We start from the raw sequence: 6772 nt of genomic DNA, 5'->3' as shown, positions 1-6772 counted from the left end.
GGCTGGCGCTGCGGGCGCGCGGCGATGGCTGGCGCAACTGCCGGAGCAGAGGGAATTTTCGCATTCGGCATATCCAGGGCGGTGCAGCCGAGGGCGATCATCGAAATCCACAATATGAGACCCTGAACGAGTCTTTCGCGCATGATGTCCAATGGTTTAAGGGCGGATCCGAATAACTCCAGAATTATAGCAATTCGCCGCTAAATGTGCAATTTTCAATAATTTCCCGGCATTCCCCGACCTAGACCCGGTGCTCGGAGGTACGAAGCTCGCGGAACAGGGAAAGCTGGGGGTCGTTCGACTCGACCGCAATCGGGTAGTTCCCCGTAAAGCAGGAGGAGCAGAAGTCCTCCGAGCGGGGCGCGACGCAACGCAGAAGCCCCTCGAGGGAGAGGTAGGCGAGCGAGTCGGCGGTGATGAATTCCCGCGTTTCCTCGACGGTTTTCGAGGAGGCGATCAGCTCCTCGTGGGTCGGCATGTCGATTCCGAAGAAGCACGGATGGGTGATCGGCGGCGAGGTGATCCGCATGTGCACTTCCGTGGCGCCCGCCCGCCGGATCATTTCGACGATTTTCCGGCTCGTCGTTCCGCGGACGATAGAGTCATCGACCACGATGACGCGCTTTCCCTCGATGTAGGCTTTCGTCGGGTTGAGCTTCACCTTGACGCCGAAGTGCCGGATCGAGCTTTGCGGTTCGATGAAGGTCCGCCCCACATAGTGGTTGCGGATGAGGCCCATCTCGAACGGGAGCCCGGATTCTTCCGCATACCCGAGCGCAGCCGCGAGGCCGTAGTCCGGAACCGGAATGACGATGTCTGCGTCCACCGGATTTTCGCGGGCCAGTTCCACCCCCAGCTGCCGGCGGACGCGGTAAACGTTGTTTCCGAAAATGACGCTGTCCGGCCGCGCAAAGTAGATGTGCTCGAAAATGCATTGGCACTTTTCCACCTCGGGGAAGGGAAAGCGGCTGCGCACCCCGTTTTCGTCGATGACGACCAGCTCTCCCGGCAGAATCTCGCGCTCAAATTCGGCCTCGATGAGGTCGAGGGCGCAGGTTTCGCTCGCGAGCACCCAGGAGAGGCCGTCTTGCGGCTGCTTCATCCTTCCGAGAATGAGCGGCCGGAAGCCGCGTGCGTCGCGCACCCCGAAAAGCTTGTCGCGCGTCATCATCACGATGGAAAAGGCGCCCTGCGTCCGGTTGAGGGCGTCGGCGAAGGCACCCTCGATATCATCTTCTTCCGAGCGCGCGATCAGGTGAAGGATGACCTCGCTGTCCGAGGAGCTCTGAAAGATGGAACCCGTCGTTTCGAGTTCCTGGCGGATGGCGCCTGCGTTGACGATGTTCCCGTTGTGGCCGAGCGCGATGACGCCCCGGGAGTGGTCCACCATGAAGGGCTGCGCGTTGGCGATGTTCGAGCGCCCGGCGGTGGAGTAGCGGTTGTGGCCGATGGCGATGTGGCCTTGAAGGGCGGAGAGGCGGTTTTCATCGAAAACATCGGCCACCAGGCCCATGCCCACTTCAGAGTGCACGCGCTCGCCGTCGGAGGCGACGATGCCGGCGCTTTCCTGCCCCCGGTGCTGTAGGGCGTAAAGGCCCAGGTAGGCCATGTTCGCGGCTTCGGGGTGGTTGAATATTCCGAACACCCCGCACTTATCGTGGAAATGTTCTTCATCCAGGGGCATCAGAGCAGCTCCGCCAAAGTGCCGTGCCAGGCATCGTGAAGGGCGTTCCAATCCAAGCCGACGAGCAGTGTTCCATCATCATCTTCCACCAGAAGGCGGTTTTCCGCCACGTGTCCCAGTTCCGTGGAGCCGATTCCTCGCGATTCGGCCAAATCGCGCAGGAAGCGGGCCGATTCAGGCGGAGTAGAGACCAGGATCCGGGAAGCCGTTTCGCCGAACAGGCGGCCATCGGGCCGTCCCGGGCCTTCCGGGAGGCGGACCTCGGCGCCCAGCCGGCCCCCGGCCTGAAGGCATGACTCGGCCAGTGCCAGCCCCAGCCCGCCGTCGGAGAGATCGTGCGCCGAGCGGACATAGCCCTTCGCGATGGCCTCGCGGATCACCCCCTGCGCCGCTGCCTCCGCCCGAAGATCGAGCGGCGGCGGCACGCCCCCCTCCCTTCCGGTGCGGATGTAGACATACTCGTGGGCGCCGTTTTCCGGAAGCGGGGACTCGCCGGCGGGATGGAGAAGCAGGACCGCATCGCCGATCCGCTGAAAGCCCGCGCCCACGCGCTTTCGGGCGTCATCGAGCAGCCCCACCATCCCGACGACGGGGGTCGGGTAAATGGCGATGCCGTGCGTTTCGTTGTAGAAGCTGACGTTCCCGCTTACGACCGGAACCTCCAGCGCCCGGCACGCGGCCGCCATCCCTTCGACGGCGAGCGCGAACTGCGACATCACGGCGGGCCGTTCGGGGTTTCCGAAGTTCAGGCAGTTGGTCATCGCGATGGGGGTCGCTCCCGTGCAGCTGACGTTCCGGGCCGCCTCGGCCACGGCGTGGGAGCCGCCCAGCTGGGCATCGAGCATGCAGTAGCGCGCGTTTCCGTCCGTGGACAGGGCCACCGCCTTCTTCGTTCCCTTGATGCGGATCACGGCCGCGTCCCCGCCGGGAGGGGCCAGCGTGTTTGTCCGGACCATGTAGTCGTACTGGCGCCAGATGGGTTTTTTGTCCGCTTGGTTGGGGTGGCGGAGCATCTCGAGGAGCCCGGCGCCGAGGTCTTCTTCCTGCGGGAGGGTTTCGAGCGGGTCGGTGGCCGGAAGGCCGCGCGCCCGTTTTTTGGGACGGTTGTAGGCGGGCGCTTCATCGGTGAGCACCCCGACGGGAAGGTCGGCCATGCTCCGGCCCTCCATCTCAATGCGAAGCCTGCCGTCCTTCGTGACCTCGCCGACAACGGCCGAGGGGAGGTCCCAGCGCTCGAAGATGTCGCGCACTTCGCTCTCGTGCCCTTTTTTCGCCACGATGAGCATCCGCTCCTGGCTTTCGGAGAGCATCATCTCGTAGGCGTTCATGCCCGCCTCGCGGGTGGGTACGCTGTCGAGCCGCAGAACGAGGCCCGTTCCGGCCCGCCCGGCCATCTCGACGCTCGATGAGATCAGGCCGGCCGCCCCCATGTCCTGTATCCCGATGATGGCGCCGCTCTTCATCAACTCCAGGCAGGCTTCGAGCAAAAGTTTTTCCTTGAACGGATCGCCCACCTGAACCGTGGGACGCTTCTCCCCGGTCTGATCGTCGAACCCGGCCGAGGCCATCGAGGCGCCGTGGATGCCGTCCCTTCCGGTCTCCGCCCCGACGTAGATCACCGGATTGCCGGCGCCCGAGGCGCTCCCGCGGAAGATCTTGTCCGCCCGCAGGACACCGAGGCACATCACGTTCACCAGAATGTTTCCCCGGTAGCAGGGATGGAAGCGGGTCTCGCCGCCGACGGTCGGAACCCCGATGCAGTTGCCGTAGCCGGCGATGCCGGAGACGACCCCGCCGAGGAGGTAGCGCATATGGGCGTCATCGAGGTCGCCGAAGTGGAGGCTGTCCATCAGGGCGATAGGGCGGGCCCCCATCGTGAAGATGTCGCGGATGATGCCGCCGACGCCGGTCGCGGCGCCCTGGTGGGGTTCGATGAAGGAGGGGTGGTTGTGGCTCTCCATCTTGAAGGCGACGGCGATGTCACCGCCGATGGAGACGACGCCGGCGTTCTCACCGGGGCCCTGGAGGACGCGGGGGCCCTTTGTGGGGAACTTCTTCAGGTGGACGCGGCTGCTCTTGTAGGAGCAGTGCTCGTTCCACATGGCCGAGAAGATGCCCAACTCGGTGAAGTTGGGCGCGCGCCCCAGGAGGGAAACGATGCGCTCCCACTCCTCCTCGCTTAGGCCGTGCTCAAGTGCGAGCGCCAGATCGGCTGCCGGGTTCTCAAAAACGGTGCTCATGGGACACCCGCCGCCAGGGCGGAGGTGAAGAGCCGGAGCCCGTCCGTGCCGCCCAAGTCGGCCTCTGCGGCGCGCTCCGGGTGGGGCATGAGGCCGACCACGTTGCCCTCGCGGTTGCAGATGCCGGCGATGTGGCTGAGGGAGCCGTTCGGATTCGACTCGCTGCTCATGTCGCCCTCGGGGTTGCAGTAGCGGAAGACGATCTGATCGTTCGCCTTGAGCTCTTCCAGCTCCTCCGGGGTGCAGTAGTAGTTTCCCTCGCCGTGCGCAATCGGCATGCGGAGGCGCTCGCCCGGAGAGATGCCGCGGGTGAAGGGCGTCCGGGAGGTTTCGCAGCGCATCCAGATGTTGTCGCAGATGAATTTCAGGGAGGCATTCCGCCGGAGGGCGCCGGGCAGAAGGCCGCTCTCGGTCAGCACCTGGAAGCCGTTGCAGATGCCGATGACGGGGCGCCCCTCGCGGGCGTGGGCGATGACGGATTTCATGGCCGGCGAGATGCGGGCGATGGCGCCCGCCCGGAGGTAGTCGCCGTAGCTGAAGCCGCCCGGCAGGATGACGGCGTCGGCATCGCCGAGGTCGGCCTCCTTGTGCCAGACGAACAGGGCCGACTCCCCGAGGATGTGCTCGACCGCGTGGTAGCAGTCATGGTCGCAGTTCGAGCCGGGAAAAACGATGATGGCGAATCGCATTATTCTCGCGCTTCGGGCGGTGCGTTGGATGCTTCGTCTTCGGAAAACTCAATTCGGAAATCTTCGATGACCGGGTTGGCGAGAAGCTCCCGGCACATTTTCTCGATCTCGGTGCGAATATCCTCTCGGGGGGCGTCGTCCAGCTCGAGTTCGATGTACTTGCCGACGCGGGCCGAGCGCACCCTGGCGAAGCCGAGCGAGCCGAGGGCGCCCTTGATGGTTTCCCCCTGGGGGTCCAGCACCCCTTTTTTGTAAGTGACGTATACCGAGGCTCTCGCCATTCGTTCTTTTCTCTCCGCCGCGGATGTTTTTTCAGCCAGTGACGAGACGGGCCACTTCGGCGTAAGCCGCTTCGATGTCTCCGAGATCGCGGCGGAATCTGTCCTTGTCGAGCTTCCGGCCCGTGCCTTTTTCCCAGAGGCGGCACCCATCGGGCGTGATCTCATCCGCGAGCAGCAGGGCGCCGCCCTCAGCCGGGCAGCGGCCGAACTCGATCTTGAAGTCCACGAGGTCAATGTTCCGATCGCCGAAGAATTTGATGAGGAAATCATTGACCTTGAAGGCCACAGCGCGCATGTGGGCCAGCTCCTCGCGGGTGGCGAGCGCAAAGGCCGATGCCGTGTCCTCGTTGATGAGGGGATCGTCCAGTGCGTCGTCCTTCAGATGGAGGTCCACAATGGGGTGGGGGAGCTTCTCGCCTTCCTCGACCCCCATGCGGCGCGCCAGGCTACCGGCGATGTAGTTGCGGATGATCACCTCGATGGGAATGATCTCCAGGCGCTTCACGAGCATTTCGCGCTCGGAGAGATTTTTGACGAAATGGTTGTCCACGCCCTGCGCCTGGAGAAGCTCGAACAGGCGCGTGGATATCCGGTTGTTGAAGATGCCCTTGGATACGATGGAGCCGCGCTTTTTGGCGTTGAAGGCGGTGGCGTCGTCCTTGAAGTACTGAATCAGAAGGGCCGAGTCATCCGTCGCATAGAGGATCTTGGCCTTGCCCTCGTAGAGCTTTTCTCTTTGTTCCATTCGCCGCTCTCCCGTGCCTGGAAAATATGAATCTCCCCCCTGGGGAGTGGTGATACTACCATAGGGGGGAGCGAAAATGGCTAAGGGGAACCCTCCCCGAATACCCTTGAAAATATGGCGTCTACGTTTTTGAAATGCTCCTCCAGGTCGAAGCAGCGCGCCAGCGCCGCCTCCCCGAGCACCCCGCCCACCTGCGGGTCGCGCAGCAGGCGCTCCTGAAAATCGCCGCCTTCGTTCCAGGTCGCCATCGCCGGCCCCTGAACGCGGGCATAGGCCTCCTCGCGCGTGATTCCCGTGCGGATCAGCGCGAGCATGACGTGTTCGCTGAAGACAAGGCCGTGTGACCGGTCGAGGTTTTCCTTCATCCGCTCGGGATAGACGACCCACCCATCCATGAGGTCGATCAGCTTGCCCAGCATGTAGTCCACCAGAATCGTGCTGTCGGGAAGAATGATGCGCTCCACCGAGGAGTGGCTGATGTCGCGCTCGTGCCAGAGCGCCACGCTCTCGAGCGCCGCGAGCGCGTGGCCCCTCACGAGCCGCGCGAGGCCACAGACGTTCTCGCTGAGCACAGGGTTGCGCTTGTGGGGCATCGCGCTCGAGCCCTTCTGACCGCGGGAGAAGCGCTCCTCGGCCTCCAAGACCTCGGTGCGCTGCCAGTGACGGACCTGCACGGCGAATTTCTCGAGGGAGGCCGCCACGACGGCCAGGGTCGAGAAATAAGCGGCGTGACGGTCACGCTGTCCACCCTGGGTGCTCACGGGCTCTGGCGCCAGCCCGAGCCGCGCCATGACCCGCACCTCATACTCGGCAGGGGTCTGGGCGAAGGTGCCGACGGCACCCGAGAGCTTGCCGACGGCGATCTCGTCTCGGGCGTGTAGGAGGCGAACGCGCGCACGCTGCATCTCCTCGTGCCACTGCGCCATGACGAGGCCGAAGGTCACCGGCTCCGCGTGGATCCCGTGGCTGCGCCCGATCATGAGCGTGTCTTTGTGCTCGAGCGCGCGCACCCGCGTCGCCGCTAGCAGCCGGTCCACCCCCTCCAGCAGGAGGTCCGTCGCGTCGCGCAGCTGCAGGGCCAGCGCCGTGTCGAGCACATCGGAGCTGGTGAGCCCCTTGTGGACGTAACGGCT

At 64.4% G+C, this 6772-nt stretch carries 6 protein-coding genes; all 6 read right to left on the bottom strand.

The features are described from left to right. Positions 1-241 precede the first annotated feature (241 nt). Positions 242-1684: an amidophosphoribosyltransferase gene (gene purF / locus O2807_10205; protein ID MDA1000867.1), complete on the bottom strand. Its 1443-nt coding sequence runs from the start codon at positions 1682-1684 to the stop codon at positions 242-244. Further along, on the bottom strand, positions 1684-3924 hold the full coding sequence (purL, locus tag O2807_10200; protein MDA1000866.1) for a phosphoribosylformylglycinamidine synthase subunit PurL: 2241 nt from the start codon (positions 3922-3924) through the stop codon (positions 1684-1686). Before purL ends, purF begins: the two co-directional genes overlap by 1 nt. Further along, complete coding sequence (purQ, locus tag O2807_10195) at positions 3921-4613, bottom strand: phosphoribosylformylglycinamidine synthase subunit PurQ (GenBank protein MDA1000865.1); 693 nt, start codon at positions 4611-4613, stop codon at positions 3921-3923. The genes purL and purQ overlap by 4 nt, the downstream gene beginning before the upstream one ends. After that, a complete protein-coding gene (gene purS / locus O2807_10190; protein MDA1000864.1) occupies positions 4613-4894 on the bottom strand; it encodes a phosphoribosylformylglycinamidine synthase subunit PurS in 282 nt (93 codons plus the stop codon). Before purS ends, purQ begins: the two co-directional genes overlap by 1 nt. A 31-nt stretch (positions 4895-4925) precedes the next feature. Further along, complete coding sequence (locus O2807_10185) at positions 4926-5639, bottom strand: phosphoribosylaminoimidazolesuccinocarboxamide synthase (GenBank protein ID MDA1000863.1); 714 nt, start codon at positions 5637-5639, stop codon at positions 4926-4928. 80 nt (positions 5640-5719) lie between these two features. Continuing rightward, a partial coding sequence (gene purB / locus O2807_10180) for an adenylosuccinate lyase (protein MDA1000862.1) occupies positions 5720-6772 on the bottom strand: 1053 nt, incomplete at its 5' end.

Source organism: bacterium, from assembly GCA_027622355.1.
In the GTDB taxonomy this organism is placed as follows: domain Bacteria; phylum UBA8248; class UBA8248; order UBA8248; family UBA8248; genus JAQBZT01.
Note: the sequence above shows the minus strand (reverse complement) of the source record. Positions and strands in the feature narration are given on the sequence as shown.

What these genes read in the sequence shown, in the direction of transcription:
- purF (MDA1000867.1), bottom strand. Translation starts at nt 1,684, where the DNA reads ATGCCCCTGGATGAAGAACATTTCCACGATAAGTGCGGGGTGTTCGGA.
- purS (MDA1000864.1), bottom strand. Translation starts at nt 4,894, where the DNA reads ATGGCGAGAGCCTCGGTATACGTCACTTACAAAAAAGGGGTGCTGGAC.
- purQ (MDA1000865.1), bottom strand. Translation starts at nt 4,613, where the DNA reads ATGCGATTCGCCATCATCGTTTTTCCCGGCTCGAACTGCGACCATGAC.
- purL (MDA1000866.1), bottom strand. Translation starts at nt 3,924, where the DNA reads ATGAGCACCGTTTTTGAGAACCCGGCAGCCGATCTGGCGCTCGCACTT.
- O2807_10185 (MDA1000863.1), bottom strand. Translation starts at nt 5,639, where the DNA reads ATGGAACAAAGAGAAAAGCTCTACGAGGGCAAGGCCAAGATCCTCTAT.